This window comes from Wenzhouxiangella sp. AB-CW3 (genome assembly GCF_014725735.1).
Classification (GTDB): domain Bacteria; phylum Pseudomonadota; class Gammaproteobacteria; order Xanthomonadales; family Wenzhouxiangellaceae; genus Wenzhouxiangella.
Genome location: NZ_CP061368.1, coordinates 2,487,521 through 2,504,047 on the forward strand (window position 1 = coordinate 2,487,521; position 16,527 = coordinate 2,504,047).

14 protein-coding genes are annotated in these 16,527 nt (G+C 59.3%); 3 read left to right on the top strand and 11 right to left on the bottom strand.

Annotated features, from left to right (window positions below; all coding sequences use genetic code 11):
* The first annotated feature begins 40 nt into the window (after positions 1 to 40).
* Entirely contained in the window at positions 41 to 1,543 is a 1,503-nt protein-coding gene (locus tag IC757_RS10865; protein WP_190974334.1) for an aminotransferase class III-fold pyridoxal phosphate-dependent enzyme, read from the top strand.
* 80 nt (positions 1,544 to 1,623) lie between these two features.
* On the opposite strand, the gene IC757_RS10870 is transcribed toward IC757_RS10865, so the two are convergent.
* A complete protein-coding gene (locus IC757_RS10870; protein ID WP_190974335.1) occupies positions 1,624 to 1,797 on the bottom strand; it encodes a hypothetical protein in 174 nt (57 codons plus the stop codon).
* Between the two features lie 193 nt (positions 1,798 to 1,990).
* On the opposite strand from IC757_RS10870, the gene IC757_RS10875 reads away from it, so the two are divergent.
* Positions 1,991 to 2,986, top strand: a complete 996-nt coding sequence (locus IC757_RS10875) for an ArsJ-associated glyceraldehyde-3-phosphate dehydrogenase (protein ID WP_190974336.1) — start codon at positions 1,991 to 1,993, stop codon at positions 2,984 to 2,986.
* On the top strand, positions 2,983 to 4,263 hold the full coding sequence (arsJ, locus tag IC757_RS10880; protein ID WP_190974337.1) for an organoarsenical effux MFS transporter ArsJ: 1,281 nt from the start codon (positions 2,983 to 2,985) through the stop codon (positions 4,261 to 4,263). Before IC757_RS10875 ends, arsJ begins: the two co-directional genes overlap by 4 nt.
* Positions 4,264 to 4,360: 97 nt before the next feature.
* Here the strand turns inward: arsJ and phoU are convergent, their stop codons facing one another.
* The 10 genes from phoU to IC757_RS10930 all read right to left on the bottom strand — a co-directional run bounded on the left by phoU (position 4,361) and on the right by IC757_RS10930 (position 16,503).
* Complete coding sequence (gene phoU, locus IC757_RS10885; protein WP_190974338.1) at positions 4,361 to 5,086, bottom strand: phosphate signaling complex protein PhoU; 726 nt, start codon at positions 5,084 to 5,086, stop codon at positions 4,361 to 4,363.
* Positions 5,087 to 5,280: 194 nt separating this feature from the next.
* Positions 5,281 to 6,120, bottom strand: a complete 840-nt coding sequence (gene pstB / locus IC757_RS10890) for a phosphate ABC transporter ATP-binding protein PstB (protein ID WP_190977010.1) — start codon at positions 6,118 to 6,120, stop codon at positions 5,281 to 5,283.
* 4 nt (positions 6,121 to 6,124) lie between these two features.
* Positions 6,125 to 7,786: a phosphate ABC transporter permease PstA gene (gene pstA / locus IC757_RS10895; RefSeq protein WP_190974339.1), complete on the bottom strand. Its 1,662-nt coding sequence runs from the start codon at positions 7,784 to 7,786 to the stop codon at positions 6,125 to 6,127.
* A gap of 171 nt (positions 7,787 to 7,957) precedes the next feature.
* A complete protein-coding gene (locus IC757_RS10900; protein ID WP_190974340.1) occupies positions 7,958 to 10,243 on the bottom strand; it encodes an ABC transporter permease subunit in 2,286 nt (761 codons plus the stop codon).
* A 437-nt stretch (positions 10,244 to 10,680) separates the two neighbouring features.
* Positions 10,681 to 11,634 carry a PstS family phosphate ABC transporter substrate-binding protein gene (locus IC757_RS10905; RefSeq protein ID WP_190974341.1) on the bottom strand — a complete coding sequence of 318 codons (954 nt, stop codon included), beginning with the start codon at positions 11,632 to 11,634 and terminating at the stop codon, positions 10,681 to 10,683.
* Between the two features lie 122 nt (positions 11,635 to 11,756).
* A complete protein-coding gene (locus IC757_RS10910; RefSeq protein WP_190974342.1) occupies positions 11,757 to 12,764 on the bottom strand; it encodes a porin in 1,008 nt (335 codons plus the stop codon).
* 223 nt (positions 12,765 to 12,987) lie between these two features.
* Positions 12,988 to 14,295 carry a phosphate regulon sensor histidine kinase PhoR gene (gene phoR, locus IC757_RS10915; RefSeq protein ID WP_190974343.1) on the bottom strand — a complete coding sequence of 436 codons (1,308 nt, stop codon included), beginning with the start codon at positions 14,293 to 14,295 and terminating at the stop codon, positions 12,988 to 12,990.
* On the bottom strand, positions 14,295 to 14,993 hold the full coding sequence (gene phoB / locus IC757_RS10920) for a phosphate regulon transcriptional regulator PhoB (protein ID WP_190974344.1): 699 nt from the start codon (positions 14,991 to 14,993) through the stop codon (positions 14,295 to 14,297). The genes phoR and phoB overlap by 1 nt, the downstream gene beginning before the upstream one ends.
* A 95-nt stretch (positions 14,994 to 15,088) precedes the next feature.
* Positions 15,089 to 16,090 carry a helix-turn-helix transcriptional regulator gene (locus tag IC757_RS10925; protein WP_190974345.1) on the bottom strand — a complete coding sequence of 334 codons (1,002 nt, stop codon included), beginning with the start codon at positions 16,088 to 16,090 and terminating at the stop codon, positions 15,089 to 15,091.
* A complete protein-coding gene (locus tag IC757_RS10930; protein ID WP_190974346.1) occupies positions 16,057 to 16,503 on the bottom strand; it encodes a Fur family transcriptional regulator in 447 nt (148 codons plus the stop codon). The genes IC757_RS10925 and IC757_RS10930 overlap by 34 nt, the downstream gene beginning before the upstream one ends.
* Positions 16,504 to 16,527: the final 24 nt, after the last annotated feature.

Genomic DNA, 16,527 nt, shown 5'->3' on the forward strand with positions numbered 1-16,527 from the left:
CTACAATGGCCCGTTTAACCACTTCCCCGGAGACCAAGCCGTGAGCATCCTCGACAAACTCTCAAAGCTGCGCAGCATCGGCGGCAAACCCCTGACCCACGGGCTGTCCGATGAGATCCTTTCGAAGTTCGCCGACCGCGATGAGCGGCTGGGACAGGCGGTCGACGATGCGCTGGGCGTGATCGAGTGCTGGAAGTCGGCCTATCCAGAGCTGGTGGCGGCCGACGAGGCCGAGCAGAAGGATGCCCTGCAGGCCGGTTACGTCAATTTCTATGCCGACGATGCGGTCAACCCCTACGTAGCGCTGGCCGCCCGCGGTCCGTGGATCATCACCTCCAAGGGTGCGGTGCTGCACGATTCGGGCGGCTACGGCATGCTCGGTTTCGGTCATGGCCCGGACAAGATTCTCCAGGCCATGAACCAGCCGCACGTCATGGCCAATATCATGACGCCGAGCTTCTCCCACCTGCGTTTTTTCGAAGCACTCAAGGCAGAAATCGGCCATCGCCGCGCAGACGGCTGCCCGTATCACCGTTTCCTGTGCATGAACTCCGGCTCCGAGTCGGTCACCGTGGCCGGGCGGATTGCCGACATCAATGCCAAGCTGGCCACCGACCCGGGTGGTGACAGGTCCGGCTGGAAGATTCACCGGCTGTCGCTGACCGGCGGCTTCCATGGACGGACTGACCGTCCCGCACGCTACTCCGACTCCACCCGCAAAACTTACGTCAAGTTCCTCGCCTCCTTCCGCGACGAGGACCACCTGATCACGGTCGAACCCAACAATACCGAGCAGCTGCGCCAGGTCTTTTCCTGGGCCGAATCCAACAAGGTGTTCATCGAGGCCGCCTTCATGGAACCGGTCATGGGTGAAGGCAATCCGGGCGCCGATCTCGATCCCGAGTTCTATGCGCTGGCCCGCCAGCTCACGAAAGAGCACGGCACGCTGCTACTGGTTGATTCCATCCAGGCCGGCCTGCGCTCTCAGGGCGTGCTGTCCATCGTCGACTATCCCGGCTTCGAGAACCTTGAAGCCCCCGACATGGAAACCTATTCCAAGGCCCTCAATGCCGGCCAGTATCCGCTGTCGGTGCTGGCCATGAACGAACGTGCCGCCAGCCTGTATCAGAAAGGCGTATACGGCAACACCATGACGGCCAACCCCCGCGCCCTCGATGTGGGCACAACTGTGCTGCAGATGGTGACCCCGGCGCTGCGTGACAATATTGTCGAGCGCGGCAAGGAGTTCCTGGAAAAGTTCGGACAGCTGAAAGACACACTCGATGGCCGCATCACCCGCGTGCAGGGCACCGGCCTGCTCTTTTCGGTAGAGCTGGACAGCCGTCGATACAAGGCTTATGGCGAAGGTTCGACCGAGGAATACTTGCGCCTGAACGGCATCAACGTCATTCACGGTGGTGAAAACTCGCTGCGGTATACCCCGACATTCGGCATTACCTCAGCCGAAGTTGACCTGATCGTCGACGCAACGCGAGACGCGCTGCTGAACGGGCCGGTTAGAAATTCCGAAGTGGCAGCCTGAATCCAGGCGGGCGCCGGCCACGCAGGGCCGGCCTACCGGGCCTGGTGGCCGCAGGGGCGTTCGGCCACGCCTGCCCAGCTCTAGAGACCAACAATGGCAGCCATGGCCACCAGGCCGGTAGTCAGCGCAGATGCCAGGCTGGCGAATGCGAGCACCTCCCCGCCGAGATAGGCGCTACGCATCAGGCGGCTTCGCAATTCCTCAGCTCGGCCCCGATTGGCCCGGGCCTGCGATAACCGAAATGTCGTGTGCATGTTGTATCCTCCGTCTCCGTAATGGGTAACGGAATTTCAGCACGGCGACTTCTCAAAACCTGAGAATGAGCGCTTTCGGCATTCGGGTTACGATTCAAAGCCGAATACAGACCTTGAAATCATTTCCGCTGGAACGCCTGGCCTTACAGATAAAAGTTGCCGTTATCGGCGACCAACACGAGGAAACACCGACATGACCGTCTACGCACTAAACGGACTGGGAAGAATTGGCAAGCTGGCGCTCAAGCCCTTGCTGGAGCGCGGGGCGGAACTGGCCTGGATCAACGACTCGATCGGTGACCCGGCCATGCAGGCCCACCTGCTGGAATTCGATACCGTGCATGGTCGCTGGGACGCGAGATTCGAGCACGACGAGCGCAGTGTAATGATCGATGGGTGTCGGCTGCCGTTCATCGGGGAACGAAATCTGTCGGCCCTGCCCCTGCAAGACGTCGATGTGGTGATCGACTGTACCGGCGCGTTCAAATCCGAATCCGCACTCGCGCCTTACTTCGCGGCAGGTATAAAGCGGGTGGTGGTCTCGGCACCGGTCAAGGACGGGCCGACAGTCAACATCGTGTACGGCGTTAACCACGATACTTATGATCCAGCGCGCCACCGCATCGTGACCGCCGCCAGCTGCACCACCAATTGCCTGGCACCCGTGGTCAAGGTACTGCACGAGGCAGTCGGGATTCGCCATGGTTCCATCACCACCATTCACGATGTAACCAACACCCAGACCATCGTCGACCGACCGGCAAAGGACGTGCGGCGGGCCCGTTCGGCCCTGAACTCGCTGATCCCGACCACGACCGGCAGCGCGACGGCCATCACCTTGATCTACCCGGAACTCAAGGGGCGCCTGAACGGCCATGCGGTTCGCGTCCCGCTGTTGAACGCTTCGCTGACCGATTGTGTCTTCGAGATGGAGCGCAAGACGACGATCGAGGAGGTCAACGATCTGTTCCGGGCCGCGGCGGAAGGCAGCCTGAAGGGAATACTCGGCTACGAGGACCGGCCGCTGGTTTCGGCCGATTACGTCAATGACACCCGCTCGGCCATCATCGATGCTCAATCCACCATGGTCGTCAATGGCACCCAGGTCAAGGTCTATGCCTGGTACGACAACGAGATGGGCTATGCCCACCGCCTGGTCGATGTGGCTTTGATGGCTGGCACCCAATGACCTCAGTCCAATCTGCCCGTCCGGAGGGGCTGGCGGCCTACATCGCCGTTACCGCGGCCTACTGGGCTTTCATGCTCACCGACGGCGCGCTGCGCATGCTCGTGCTGCTCCACTTTCATGTACTTGGCTTCACCCCCGTCCAGCTCGCCTACCTGTTCGTACTCTATGAGTTTGCCGGAATGGTCACCAACCTGTCGGCCGGATGGATCGCTGCGCGCTTCGGTCTGACCAGCACCCTTTATGCCGGACTGGGCCTGCAAGTTCTGGCACTCATTGCACTGGCGCTACTCGACCCGGGCTGGGCTGTCGGCCTGTCGGTTGCCTATGTCATGCTGGTGCAAGGAGCTTCAGGGGTGGCCAAGGACCTGGCCAAGATGTCATCGAAGTCCGCGGTCAAGCTACTGGCACCAGGCGCGGCCGGCGGCCTGTTCCGCTGGGTCGCACTGCTGACGGGTTCGAAAAATGCGGTGAAGGGCCTGGGTTTCCTGCTGGGTGCGGCCCTGCTGGCGACCCTCGGTTTTGTCTCGGCCGTACTGAGCATGGCGGCCGTTCTGGCCATGATCCTCATCGCGGTGGTGTTCTTCATGCCACCGGGCCTGCCCAAGGGCCGCAAGAGCGCCAGGTTCTCCGAAGTCTTTTCGAAATCCGCCAACATCAATTGGCTCAGCGTGGCCCGCGTCTTTCTGTTCGGCGCTCGTGATGTATGGTTTGTCGTCGGCCTGCCCATCTACTTTTATGCCGTGCTCTCCGACGGCACCCCCGAGGGCAACCGCGCCGCGTTCTTCCTGATCGGAAGCTTCATGGCCGGGTGGATCATTCTCTACGGTATGGTACAAGCCGCAACGCCGCGCCTTCTGCGAGCCGGACAGCGCAGGGAGCGCACATTGATCAGAAGTGCGCGCGGCTGGGCCGCCACGTTGGCCCTGGTGCCCGCCGCACTTACCGTTGCGACACTTGTGGCATCCGGCCCACAGACGTGGCTGACGGTCACGCTGGTAACAGGCCTGCTGGCGTTCGGTGTGCTGTTTGCCATCAACTCATCGCTGCACTCATGGCTGATCCTCGCCTTCAGCGAGGATGAACGGGTTACGATGGATGTCGGCTTCTACTACATGGCCAATGCCGGCGGACGGTTGCTCGGCACCGTGTTATCGGGCCTGACCTATCAGATCGGCGGCCTGCCGCTGATGCTGGGGACCGCAACGGTGATGATTGCGCTGAGTGTTTTGGCGGCTGGGAAACTCAAACCATTCCCGCCTGACAATCAACCAGGCTGATCCTTCGAGCCGGTTGGGGCACTCACAAGCAGATGTGTGACGCATCCTCGATCGACCTCGCGGACACCCCTCCAGTTTGTACGATACGGAGATCTGGTCAGTCTTCACGCCGCTCCCCGAGCTCGCTCTCCAGTTCTTCGGGGGAGGCATGACGCAGATCCTTGCCTTCGACCAGGTAGACGATATATTCGCCGATATTCTTCGCATGGTCACCGATGCGTTCGAGGGAACGGGCAACCCAGATCGAATCGATGACCCGCCGGGTATTGCGGGGCTCCTCGACGATATAGGTGTAGTACTGGCGCAGGATAGCCTCGTATTCGGCATCGACTTTCTCGTCCTGGCGTATGAGCATGACCGCCACTTCCGGCACCATGCGAACAAAACCGTCCAGGGCATCGCGCAGCATGTGACGCACGGTACCAGCCATGTTCTCCAGTTCCCGGTAGCCCTGGCGCGGACGATCGGCCGCCGAGAGCCGGATCGCCATCCTGGCAATCTTTTCCGCCTCATCGCCAACCCGCTCGAGATCGTTGACCGTCTTGATGATGGCGAGAACCAGCCTCAGGTCGCTGGCAGTCGGTTGCCGACGGGCCAGGATCATGGTGCAGCGCTCATCGATCTGCTTTTCCATATCATTGATACGGTCATCGACTTCGATAACATGCTCGGCGAGCCCGGAATCACCGTCGACCAAGGCCCGGATCGCATCACCGACCATCTCCTCGGCCAGCCCCCCCATGCTCATCACACTCTGGCGCAACTCCTCCAGCTCCTGATTGAACTGACGGGAAATATGTTTATCAAGATGCAGCTTATCCATAACACAGTCCTCTGTGGGGGTGACTTCGGTTACCGTTTGGTGTTGAAGGTGGCGTAACGGGGTAGGTGTTAAGTGTTAAGTGTTAAGTGGCGAGGAGTAGACTCCCGACTCAACACCTAACACCTAACACCTAACACCTAACACCTAAAGCCACCTTAAACACCACCCTCGCTACTTCACACTTCACCCCAACCTCATCCATAACGACCAGTGATATAATCCTCGGTCGCTTTTCTGGATGGGTTGGTGAACAGCTTTGCGGTATCCTCATATTCGATCAGTTCGCCCAGATACATATAGGCAGTAAAGTCAGATACTCGAGCAGCCTGTTGCATATTATGTGTCACGATAACGATCGTATAGGTTTCTTTCAGGTCAATGATCAGCTCTTCGACCTTGGCCGTGGAGATCGGGTCCAGCGCCGAGCAGGGCTCATCCAGCAGGATGACTTCGGGCTCGATGGCAATGGCACGGGCGATGACCAGGCGCTGCTGCTGACCGCCGGAGAGACCGAAGGCATTGTCATTGAGCCTATCCTTGACCTCATCCCATAACGCAGCTCGCTTCAGCGAGTTCTCGACCACATCATCCAACATGCGCCGGTTCTTTACGCCTTGAAGCCTGAGGCCATATGCGATGTTCTCGTAGATTGACTTCGGGAACGGATTGGGCTTCTGAAACACCATACCGACCTTGCGGCGCAATTCGGGCACATCAATGGCGGGGTCATAGATATCTTGACCATCAATTCGAATCTCACCGGTGATCCGGCAGATATCAATCAGGTCATTCATGCGATTGAAGCATCTAAGCAATGTCGATTTACCGCAGCCCGACGGACCAATAAAGGCCGTCACTCGCTTGCTGGCAATATCCATGTTGATATTCTTGAGGGCCTGCGACTCACCGTAATACAGGTTGAGATCCCGCACGTTCATGGAAATCTCTTCATGACGCAGATTCAGTTGCTTGCGCTTCGCATCATCGGGCAATCCGGCACTTGCCAGTGGGGCACCCTGTCGTTTCTGTTCCATCATCTTAATCACTCTCACTCTTGTACTTTTCCCGCAAACGGTTGCGGATGGCAATGGCGGTCAGGTTCAACACCAGAATCAGCCCCACCAGCACTAGCGCGGTCGCATAGACCAGCGGCCGGGCCGCTTCGGCATTGGGACTCTGGAAACCTACATCGTAGATGTGAAAACCCAGATGCATGATGCGTCGTTCCAGATGGATATACGGGAACTGCCCATCCACCGGCAGGTTGGGCGCGAGCTTGACCACACCCACCAGCATCAGCGGCGCCACTTCGCCAGCGGCTCGCGCAACCGCCAGAATCAGGCCGGTCATCATGGCGGGGGTCGAGACCGGCACGATCACTTTCCACAAGGTCTCGGCCTTGGTCGCACCCAGTGCCAGCGAGCCCTCTCGCATGGCCTTGGGAATGCGCGTCAGACCTTCCTCGGTCGATACGATCACCACCGGCAGGGTCAGCAGGGCCAGTGTCAGCGATGCCCAGATCAGCGCGGGTGAGCCGAAGGTGGGAGCAGGCAGCGCTTCGGGATAGAAGAGTTGATCAATGTTTCCACCCAGAAAATAGACGAAGAAACCCAGCCCGAACACACCGAACACGATCGAAGGCACACCGGCCAGATTGTTGACCGAGATACGCACAATTCGGGTGATCGGGCCCTGCTTGGCATACTCGCGAAGATAAATCGCGGCGAGCACACCGAAGGGAGTGACCACGATGGACATGATGAGGACCATCATCACGGTGCCGAAGATGGCCGGGAAGATACCGCCCTCGGTGTTGGCTTCACGCGGGTAGCCGCTCATGAAGCCCCACAGACGCGAACCGTATTCAGCCAGTTTGTCACCCACCGACATGGTGTTGGCACGCGTTGCCCGAACCACCTGGGACAGACTGATGGTTCGCTCCTCGCCATCGGCGGTCAGCGCCACCAGGGAATCACGCCGCGCACGGGCGCGCAGCTCGAGTAATTCGGCATGCAGCTCCTGGTACTCCTCGTTGAGTCGGGCCACCTCGGCGATGCTCTGCGCCACGATATCGGCCCGTTCGTCGTCGCTGAGGCGGTCATTGAGTTCGGCGCGCCGCTGGGCCAGGCGTTCCTGCTCGATCAGGTAGTTGATCCGGCCAATCTCGTAGCGCTCCATGCGCACGGTCTCCTGGACCAGCGATGTGCTTCGTTCCAGTCGTTCCTTGAGTTCCTCGAAAGCTGTCTCGCCTTCGGCAACAACTTCCCCATCTTCCTTGATCGAAACCAGGTAACCGAAAAAGTTGCCCCACTCCTGGCGCTCGAGCATGATGGCGTTTTCGGGGTAGCGGAACTCCGAGAGCAGATCCTCGACGAACCACTCGAAGTCCTGTCCCGTGACGTCGCGATTGCCCAGGTGGAAGAGGTAGCGCGTCACCACTTCCTGGTCTTCGGGCACCTCGACACCGGACTCGCGCACGGCCTGGGCCGTGACCGTTTCCACGGTACGGATCGACCCCAGAATGACACGCTCTTCACCGTCGACGGTGTGCGTGGCCTCTACGATCGGCGGCTGCCAGAAATGACCCAGCCCGCGCGCACCGATCAGCAGCAACAGACCAAGCACCATCACCACGCTGATGCTGACCGCACCACCGATCAGCCAGATCCACGGATCGCCGCTTTGGAACCACTTACGCATTGCTCGCCTCCGGCTCGCAGGTGAAAGGTGAAAGGTGAAAGGTGAAAGGTGGCAAGCAAATGGATGGAGATATCTTTTCCCGTTTACCTTTTACCTTTTTACCTTTCACCCACACCACCATTGATTCAAAACTCATTGTCTGAGTAAGCCGACTCATTGGTCTATGCCCCCTCACAACGACGAATACTTCGCCCGCAGTCGTTGGCGCACGACTTCGGCGATGGTGTTAAGAATGAAGGTAAAGCCGAACAGCACCAGGGCCGCCAGGAACAGCAGGCGGTAATGCGTTCCGCCGACGGCGGCCTCGGGCATTTCCACGGCGATATTGGCCGAGAGGGTGCGCATACCCTCAAAGATGTTGAAATTGACCACCGGCGAGTTGCCGGTAGCCATGAGAACAATCATGGTCTCGCCAACCGCGCGGCCGAACCCGATCATCACCGCCGAGAAGATACCGGGGCTGGCGGTCAGAATCACCACTCCGATGACTGTCTGCCAGGGTGTGGCACCCAAAGCCAGAGAACCCTGGGTCAGGTGCTTCGGCACATTGAATACCGCATCCTCGGCAATCGAGAAGATGGTCGGGATGACGGCAAAGCCCATCGCGACACCGACGACCAGGGCATTGCGCTGGTCATAGGTGATGCCCACATCGGTAAACCACTGGCGCATGGATCCGTCGAAGAACCAAACTTCGATCAAGGGGCTCAGGGTCACGCACAGCCAGCCGGTGAACAGCACCACCGGAATCAGAATGGCCGCCTCCCAGCCGGGCGGAATCCTGTTCCGGAATGTTTGCGGCAGGCTTGACCACAGCCAGGCCGTGGTGATCATGAACAGTGGCATCAGGACCAGGATGGAAAATGCCGCCGGGAGGTGGTTCTCCACGAACGGCGCCATCCACAGACCGGCCAGAAAACCGAGAATCACGGTCGGCAGAGCTTCCATGACCTCGATGGTCGGCTTGACAAAACCACGCATCTTCGGGCTCATGAAATAGGCGGTGTAGATCGCACCGAAAATGGCCAGCGGCATGGCGAACAGCATGGCGTAGAAGGCCGCCTTGAGGGTGCCAACCGACAGCGGCACCAGCGAGAACTTGGGCTCGAACTCGTCGGTAGCCGAAGATGACTGCCACACGTAGTCTCGCTGCGAGCGCCCTTCATACCAGACTTTGTTCCACAACGCCTTCCATGACGACTCGGGGTGCCGGTTCCACATATCGGCGTAGTGAATCTGGCCCGTGCCATCGGTCCACATCAAGCCGTTGTTGCGGGGTGCCACGGCGATGTTCTCGATCGGATTGTCGCTGACCTGCTTCTGCATCAGGGTGCTGGCCGAGGTGCCGTAGTGCACACCGATTGTTCCTTCCGCGTCGCCGACGACAAAACCCTTCCGGGAATACTCGGGGAAAATGGCCGTGATTGCTCCGGGGTGTTGACGAAACTCGCGGATGCGTGTGATTCGCCCAATGTTGTCATCGTCACGCACAAGGAAGTACTGGGCGACACTGCCATCGGAACCACCAACGATGACCGACACCGTGCCAAGCAGATACTCCAGCGCGGTCACGCTGGCCAGATCCCCTTCAATGACCCGGCGGCTGTCGCGCAGCACGGCCTGTTCGGGCTCGCTGATGTCGTAGAAGTGCAGGAATCCCTGGGCATCGCCGATGAGCAGGTTGCGCATGGTGATGTCGATCAGGATGCGCGTTGGCGCGGCGGGCGGAGCCGGCAGTTCGTACTGGCTGGGCACAAATTCGGTTTCGCCGGTCATGAGGGAGCGCCGGCTGGTAAAGCGGGTCAGCAGCAGACGGCCATCGGCCGTGTAGGCAACGATACCGATGCCCCGATCGCCCCGCTGGACGGCGATCACGTTGAGCGGCTGGCCCTGTTCGTCGATGGTGATGACCGGGTCTTCGACCGGAAAGGTCAGTTTGGGCGTCACCAGCCGTACGTCATCGGGGTAGCTCAGGTCGTAATCGTGTCGGACCAGCGCCAGTCGGCCGTTGTCGAGGCCGTAGGCAGCGATACCGGTGCGTGGCTCGGCCGAGGCGAAACTGACCACATTCCCGCCTTCGAAATCGATGACCTGCTGTCTCAGCCGGCGATCCTCGGTGGGGTCGAAAAACGAAACAGTACCGTCCTCGGCAAAACGCACGGCCGCTTCGCGATAGCGCTCCATGGCGATGAAGCGGGTCGGCGCGTCGCTCCCCGGCACCTCGTAGCTGACCGGGGACTCGATGCTGGCGTTTCGCAGTAGTGGCGTGACCTCGGCAAAAAGAAACACGAAGATCAGGGTCAGCGAGATCACAACGCCAAAGCCCGCGCCCGAAACCAGGAAGCGGGTCAGCAGATCCTTGAAGTGGCGCAGCTTGCGCAGACGCGCACGACGATCGGAATCGGGGAGCAGATCGCTGGCCGAGGCGGTGGCCGCTGCAGTGTTCGTGGTCGACATCGATTAATTCCTGGTTGAGCCGATACGTGTCAGGGGCGCAGTTTATGAATGCAATATGTCAGGGGTGTGACAGGTGACCGCGGGATATCGGGTGCCGCTGGGCCGGTCGACTCCATCGGCCTGGATAGAGCGTCAATCGAATGCGGGCGTTGGTGTGCCACCGAAATCGCGCATGTGGCCTGGAAAACGCCTTGACCTCGATTCACGAAATGATCGCGGACGGTACGGCTTGTTATTTGGCAGATTCCGGAAGTCGCCCAACCCAGCGGCACCCGACACCCCACGGTTTGAAAGTATGGTGGTTTTTGGTGAGGCTTCGATTCGAGGTGGGTGAGGCTGGCTAGAATCATGGACTTACATCATTCGAGATCTTGATAACAAACACCCCGCACTCGGCGGGGTGTTTGCGGAGAGTCCGCGCGAAAGCGGGATGGAACTCAGTCGATTCCCAGCTCGTTGCGGAAGCGCTCGGCAACCGATGCAGGCAGCGGAATGTAGCCGTCACGGACAACCACTTCCTGGCCCTGACGCGAGAGCACCAGGCGCATGAACTCACGTTCCAGCGGGTTCAGATCGCGGTTCGGGTGCTTGTTGACCGTCACGTACAGGAACCGGGCCAGCGGGTAGGAACCATCGGCAGCCGTTTCTCCAGAAGGCTCGACCGGCGGATTGCCCACAGCGATGGCACGTACGCCGGACGTGGCGTAACCAATGCCGGAGTAGCCGATACCGTTGATCGACTCGGCCACACCCTGCACCACCGAGGAGGAACCCGGCTGCTCGTTGATGGCGTCCTTGAAGTCGCCGTCGCACAGGGCGTGCTGGCGGAAGTAGCCGTAGGTGCCCGACACTGCGTTGCGCGAGTACAGGGTGATATCGCGATTGGCCCAGGCGCCTTCCAGGCCGAGCTGGCCCCAGCGAGTGATGTCTTCGTCACCACCGCAACGACGGGTCGAGGAGAAGACGGCATCGACTTCTTCAATGGTCATGCCTTCGATCGGGTTGTCACGGTTGACATACACGGCGATAGTGTCGATACCGACGCCGACCACGGTCATCGGGTAGCCGTGGCGCTCCTCGAAGGAGGCCTGCTCGCTGTCACGGGGCTGGCGGCTCATCGGGCCGAAGTTGGCGGTACCTTCGGCCATGGCCGGCGGCGCAGTCGAGGTGCCGGCACCCTGGATCTCCACGTTGACGTTGGGGTAGAAGTTCTGGAACTCCTCGGCCCACAGCGTCATCAGGTTGTTGAGGGTGTCGGAACCGATCGACGAGAGGTTGCCGGAAATACCGGAAACCGGCTCATACTCGGGCAGGTCGGGATCGACGTCGGCGAAGGCCGTCGAGGCGGCCAGGGCGGCACTGATTGCAGCAGCGGTAATAAGCTTTTTCATGTTGCTAATCTCCATTTTTCCTTGCATGACAAGGCATTTCAGGTTGTGGAAAACACTCTAAAAGGTACAGATGACACTTGAATGACGCCGGGGATAAGTTTCAGCCCCGGCCGTCAAAATACTCAGAAGTCGAATCGCAGACCCAGCGACAAGCCAGAGGCTGTTTCGCCGAAGCTGCCAGGCGTACCCGTAGTGCGCGCCTGACTCCAGGGATTCAGGTTGGCGTTGTCGTCGTTGGAAACCATGGCGTAGTTGGCATAGATTCTCAGCTGGCTTGCCAGTCGATGCTCTATACCAACGGCGAGGAGGTTCGAATCACCATCGTCAATATCCGCCGAACGAATCAGATAATGGCCCTTGAGCAGCGTCTGCTCAGTCATCCGAAAACTGGCACCAAAGCCGAACACATCGCTATCGAATGTGTCGTCATCATGATCAATGGTCTGGTAAAAGCCGACCAGGTTGGCATTGCCCAGGTCATATCCGAGAGCGAAGCGAATAGCATCGCGACCGCCGCGGCTACGATTGGAGTCAAAATTCTCGTACGCCAGCGCCAGGTCAAAGTTTCCTTCCTGCCAGGTCACAGAAGTACTGAACGCGTCATCGCTGCCATCGGCGGAAGCGTCTCCACCCTCATGAAGTGAATAGGCCAGATTGAACTGCACGCCGCTCATGCTCGGTGTCTGATAATGCATGGTGTTCGGCATGCGTTCATCGAAGCGGCCGTCGTATGCACGCGTCAGGTTACGCATGTCGCCGAGTTGATCTCCAAAAAGGTTGGCGGGGCCACGGGCACGCTTGAAGGGGGTATCGAACTTGCCGAACCGCACCATGCCGAAGTCACCGCGGATGCCGGCGAAGGTGTCGCGGCTGGCCCAGCTCGAACCGCTGTCACTGTAGTCGATCTCCTGCTCGATCTGCATGATGCCGATGATTCCGTCGAAATCACGCTGAGCCCGAAAACCAAGCCTTGAAGAGTTGCTCGAGGCATTGAATTCGGAATAGTCGGCTCCATCATCGAGAAAATCGACCGACACGTTGGCACGGCCATACAGCGTGATCTCGTCTTCGGCCATGGCGACCGCCGGCAGTGCGGCCAGAATAGCCACGGGGAGCAAGGCTTTCTTCATCACTTTTAATCTCCAGTCTTCAGGTTCTGCATTAAGTTTGACGGGTCACGCCAGGGTGCCAGTCAGGTTGTTGTTCAACAAGGAACGGGGCAATCGTCAACCTTGCGACATCCACAAGGTTAGGACTGTCATATGGCGCTTCCATGAACCCGAGGTTACGGATTGATGAACAGGCTCATGCATTCACGCGGGGAGGTAATAGAGGAAACTTCAGATGTTGGCTCTAATCCGGCAGACCAGAACGTCTAACCACACGATCTGCCGGAAAAACAAACCGGAAGGTACTGCCTTCGCCGGGCTCGGACTCGACTTCGAGCTGTGCGCCATGGCGTTTGAGGACATGCTTGACAATAGCCAGGCCCAGTCCGGTACCTCCGGTCTTTCGGCTATGGGAGCTGTCGACTCGATAGAAGCGCTGGGTAATGAAGGGGATGTGCTTCTTTTCGATACCAACACCCTGGTCTGTCACTTCAAAGATTGCCATGCCGGAGTCGCTTTTGAACCAGCGAACTGTTATGGTCGTGCCCTCCGGGCTGTATCGCAATGCATTGGTCAGGAGGTTGGACATGGCGCTATGCAGTTCACCTTCAATTGCCCGCAGCTGACAGTCAGGATCAATGTCGACATCCAGGACATGTTTGTCTTCGTCCATTGCGCGGACATCATGAAAGATTCGACGTATAAGCCCATCCACGTCGACCACGTACTCATCGGAGGCATCAGTTTCATCAGTCTCCAGCCGCGACAACTCCAGCAAATCATTAAGCAGGTTGGTCATACGCCTGCACTGTGCCTGCATTTCGCTTACAGGCTTTTGCCACTCCGGCCCAAGCTCATTACCTGACGCCAGCATATCCAGATATCCGGCCAGCACTGTGAGTGGAGAGCGCAATTCGTGTGATGCGTTTGCGACGAAGTCACGTCGCATGGCCTGAAGCCTGACCAGACGAGTGATGTCTCTTATGATCAGCAGGTACTGATGATTCCCATATGGGACCAGACGCAGCATCAATGTTCGCGCATCGTCAATCGGAGAACGAATTTCCAGGGCTTGATTGAAATCGCCGGTACTGAGGAACTTTGCGAACACCGGGCTGCGAATCAGGTTCGTGACAGCCTGTCCCAGGTCTCGCCTGGGCACCAGTCCAACCAGGCGTGTCGCCGCTTCGTTGCACCAGGAGATGTGAAATGAATCATCCAAAACCAGGGTGCCGTCAGGCATGGCCGTGGTCGATTCCCGAAACTCGCGAATGACTCGGGCTAGGCGCTTCTTGCTCTTGTACTGACGGCGTTGAAGCTGGTGGTACTCATCAAAGACATGGCCCCAGATCCCCCAGGCCTCTGGCGGCTGCCTGCGACGACTGTCCAGCCATTCATCCAGCCGGTACATTTGCCAGACCCAGCGCGCAAGAAACAAGGCCAGAGCAAATACCAGAAACCATGCCACCTGGCCGAAAAACACCCCAAAAAGCACGCTGCCGAAAAGCAACGCACCCAGCAGCATGATTTCGCCGATCCAGTTTCGAGACATCAGTCGTCGGCAGTCACCGAGAAGCGGTATCCGGCGCCACGCACGGTCTGAACGTAGCGATCAAAGCCATGTTTTTCGAGTGCCTTTCGCAGCCTCAGGATATGAACGTCCACGGTGCGTTCTTCCACATACACGCCGCTGCCCCAGACATGATCCAGCAGCTGTGACCGCGAGTAAACCCGGTCGGGATGGGTCATGAAGAACTTGAGCATGCGATATTCGGTAGGCCCAAGATCCACCGGCTTCCCGTTGGCCAACACCCGGTGACTGGCGACATTGATGATCAACCCTCCCAGCTCGATCTCGTCGTCCACTCCACCCGGCTGCGTGCGACGCAGCACAGCATGAATACGGGCGATCAGCTCACGCGCGCCGAATGGTTTGGTGACATAGTCATCGACACCGCTATCGAGCCCGCGAACCTTGTCGTCTTCCATGGCGCGGGCGGTTAGCATGATGATGGGCAGCTCGCGGGTGACTTCGTCACGACGCAGGCTGCGCGCCAGCTCGATACCGCTGGTATCGGGCAGCATCCAGTCAAGAAGGATCAGGTCGGGGCGTTCATCGGCGACCTTCACCCTCGCCTCCTGACAGGTGCCGGCAGCCACGGTGCGGTATCCGGCGCGATCCAGGTTGAACAGGACCATGTCGCGTATGGCCTCGTCATCTTCAACTACGAGAATGGTCTGACTTGTCATGGCGTCATCCCTTGCCAGTTGATGTCGGGAGTATTGCACCAGTGTCATGTGACAATTCGATGACGCCACGATGACGGCATTGTTTCAGTCGGATTTCAATCGCCGTAGCGGGAGCGCGCCTGTTGCAACTGGTCGCGAATGGCGTGGCGCAGGAATTCCGGCTCCAAAACTTCGATCTCGCAGCCGTAGCGCAGAATTTCCATTTCCAGCTCTCGCGAACGCCCGAACGGGACCTCCAGCACGTATCCACCGTCTTCCAGCCAGCAACCATGCTGTCGCGGATGCCAGATCTCGTCGGCGGCCCAGCGCGCGGCCTCGGGGGTGAACTGCAATCGGGCCCGGTGCTCGGCCGGGCCGGAGAAGATCCCGAAGGACTGGTCGAGCTCTCGTGCCAGCTTATCGTCACCGACCTCGACAGCCTCCTGCTCCAGCAGGGTCATCCCACGAATGCGTTCCAGCGCAAAACTTCTCAGTCCCTCGGCACGGTGGCACCAGGCGTCCAGATACCAGCGGTCACGGTAGGAGGTCAGACGCTGTGGAGACACCTCACGGTCACTGACATCATCACGGCGACGACCGTGATAGCTGATCTTCAGGCGCTGACGCCGAAACAGGGCCTGCATGACATCCTCGAACAGATCGGCCGGTACCGGTCGGCCCGCATCGCGACGGATATTGACGCGCTCGGGCTGAGCCGAGAAGTTCAGCCCTTGCTGGTCCAGCAACTGGTTGATGCGGCTCTGCACCCCGTCCAGTTCATCTTCCAGCAGGCCGGGTTGCACATTGCCGAGAATATGGCGTGCCGTCAGCAGGGCCTGGAGTTCGTCCGGGCTGATCCACAGCCCCGGCAACTCGAAATTGCCGGCCAGGCTGCGGTCGTAGTAATAGCCGCGGCCGTCGGGATCCTGCTCCAGGGGGGCACCAAGATGGTCACGCAACTCGCCGACCAGGCGATACAAGGTCGCCTGGCTGCAGCCCAGTTCATCCATCAAGTCCTGACGCGTTATGGGAGTGCGCCTCTGGCGCAGGATGTCATGCAGGTGATACAGGCGCTCGCGCCGGCTCACTGCCTGGTGTCCGCCTTGCAGTCGCTGCACAGGCCATAGAGTTCCAGAACCTGGCGACCGGGTTTGAAGTCATGCTTTCCTGCCGCTTCCAGCAGTCGTTTGGTCAGCCCGTCATCGTGAATTTCCGTCACCGACTGGCAGCTCTCGCAAATCAGAAACTGCCCCTGGTGGCTTTCATGCGGGTGAAAACAGCTGACAAAGGCATTGAGAGTCTCCAGCCGGTGGATGAAGTCGTTCTCCAGCAGAAAATCCAAGGCCCGGTAGATGGTTGGCGGCGCCGCACCGGGCTGCTCGGTCTTGAGCTGATCGAGCAAATCATAGGCCTTGACCGGCCCATCGGCGGCCAGCACCAGTTCAAGCACACGCCGGCGCGTGGGCGTAAGCCTCAGACCCCGCTGACGACAGTGCTGCTCAACCTCACGGACAACCTGTTCTGCTTGCATGTCAAGCATTCTAGCAGGGCGACG